At 39.3% G+C, this 1,918-nt stretch carries 3 protein-coding genes and 1 CRISPR repeat array; all 3 genes read right to left on the reverse strand.

Annotation, left to right across the window (positions count from 1 at the left end):
- Window positions 1–8 precede the first annotated feature (8 nt).
- A CRISPR array of direct repeats spans window positions 9–398; the repeat unit is 24 nt; unit sequence CACCCCTACATACGTAGGGAATAC.
- A gap of 61 nt (window positions 399–459) precedes the next feature.
- Complete coding sequence (locus JCM10991_RS11560; RefSeq protein WP_025021574.1) at window positions 460–1,320, reverse strand: metallophosphoesterase; 861 nt, start codon at window positions 1,318–1,320, stop codon at window positions 460–462.
- A gap of 114 nt (window positions 1,321–1,434) precedes the next feature.
- Window positions 1,435–1,743, reverse strand: coding sequence for a hypothetical protein (locus JCM10991_RS11565; protein WP_056986839.1), 309 nt, complete (start codon window positions 1,741–1,743; stop codon window positions 1,435–1,437).
- On the reverse strand, window positions 1,701–1,918 hold a 218-nt coding region (locus tag JCM10991_RS15465; RefSeq protein ID WP_035189050.1), incomplete at its 5' end, for a hypothetical protein. The genes JCM10991_RS15465 and JCM10991_RS11565, both read right to left, overlap by 43 nt.

Below are 1,918 nucleotides of genomic sequence, written 5' to 3' on the forward strand. Positions count from 1 at the left end.
AATAGATCCACCCCTACATACGTAGGGAATACCTGAACGCAGTTTCTAGCTGGCAGGCACAACAAGGATCACCCCTACATACGTAGGGAATACAAGAGGTTACAGACAACAAACGTACGTGGACCAAGGATCACCCCTACATACGTAGGGAATACATCGGTTTGCATCACTTTCCTCCTTGGCAACCAGAGCCACCCCTACATACATAGGAAATACTGAAATGCTTTTTGTTTATTGACAAACTTTTTAGAACCACCCCTACATACGTAGGGAATACTGACGTCTTGACCAGCTGACAGCGCCAGTCGAGGAACACCCCTACATACGTAGGGAATACTCATAATTTTTCCTCCTCCGCCATCTCTTTCCGGGATCACCCCTACATACGTAGGGAATACACTAAAATAACATCGATTTGCCAACATTCTGACGAACAATCTATCCAAAAATCATTAACTTTCACGAGAAAATATCAATTAATGCCCCATTGTCATCTAAGACGACTACATTACCATGATGCCCGTCTAATCGAGCGTGGCATCCGCCGTCAGTAAAAATTCGAGCAGGTTCACCATCATACTTAACGATTTTTACAGGACATTGGTAAGTATTAGTGTCACCTAGAATAACCCCTTCTGGATTTGCCTTTGGGAATGGCTGCTCATAGACGCCTGATAACATACAAGTTGGCGTATGACCTGTAACAATTGTTTTACCAGTAGTATTGTGAGCAAAAACATAATCATGTTCTTGGCGGTCAATATACCAGTAATCTTCCCGAGACCACAAAGCAAACTCTTGATCTGTTTCTTGACCGTCTAACCGAACTCCTGCGTGAATAAAGATGATGTTGTTAGTTTCATATTTTAACGGTAAGGTGCTTAGTTTTTCTATATAGCCACTAGAGGTAAGTTTTTCCTCTGACTTTGTCCAAAATTCATACATGATATCACCAAATGTAGGGGATGGAAGTCCTGATTTTGATGCTTCATAAGAATCCCTAAACTTATTCGCAGTAAGTTTGAAAGACATATCTTCACCAAACAATGAAATTAAAGTCGTTTCACCGCCATTAGCTAACCAAAGCCCCTTTTCACCTCTTTTTACAGAGTCAATTAACATTTGTTCATGGTTGCCTCGCAAGACAACTGCATCAGGTACAGAAAATACATAATCTAATGTTTCCTTAGCAAAAGCACGACCATCAATGTAATCACCACCAAAGACCACCTTAGCTAACGGGTATTTGGTTCTAGCTTTCTCTACTAAATCAATCCAAGGCTGGCCCGTAGCATGTGGATCACTTGCGAAAATGTACATCTAATCATCTTCCTTTCTCTTTACTTACCATTTTTCTAAAATTGTATCTAAATAACTTATTTTTTAAGACCTAGGTGGTCGATTATCGCCATGATATTTTTTCATTTTTTCTCCTCACCACTTAATAATCCCTTCTTCTCTAAGTTTCGCACGCTTTTTCCCGATTGCATTTGGTGTCCTGCCAATATGGAGGGATGCTTGTTTGTTAGTATACTTAGGTGATTTAATGATTCTTAGCTCGAAATCGTTGTAAGCTCTGCCTTTGTTTGTTTTCTTACCACCAGTTATTCCTAGCTTATGCTTTAATGTGCGCAAGGAGCTTAGAGTATGCTTAGTTTTTACGGTTTGATTAGGCAAGTAATAAAGTAATTCCTGATTACTCATCTTCTTGGCATTTTTCTTGATGAAATCAATTTCTGCCATTGTCCAATTTTAGCTAATCCTAGTTTTTTTCTCCGTTTACTTAAAGCATTAGGAGTTACGCCAAGTCTTTTCGCCAATTCTTTAGTTTGACTAACAGGCGTAATTCTAATTAACTCATTTTCTTCTTCAGTCCACTTATGACGAGGTTTGGCAATGCCTAATTCAATTCTCTTTT

The organism is Ligilactobacillus equi DSM 15833 = JCM 10991 (assembly GCF_000615765.1).
GTDB classification, from domain to species: domain Bacteria; phylum Bacillota; class Bacilli; order Lactobacillales; family Lactobacillaceae; genus Ligilactobacillus; species Ligilactobacillus equi.

Coding starts and splice junctions, on each gene's coding strand:
- JCM10991_RS11560 (WP_025021574.1), bottom strand. CDS start 1,320: ATGTACATTTTCGCAAGTGATCCACATGCTACGGGCCAGCCTTGGATT.
- JCM10991_RS11565 (WP_056986839.1), bottom strand. CDS start 1,743: ATGGCAGAAATTGATTTCATCAAGAAAAATGCCAAGAAGATGAGTAAT.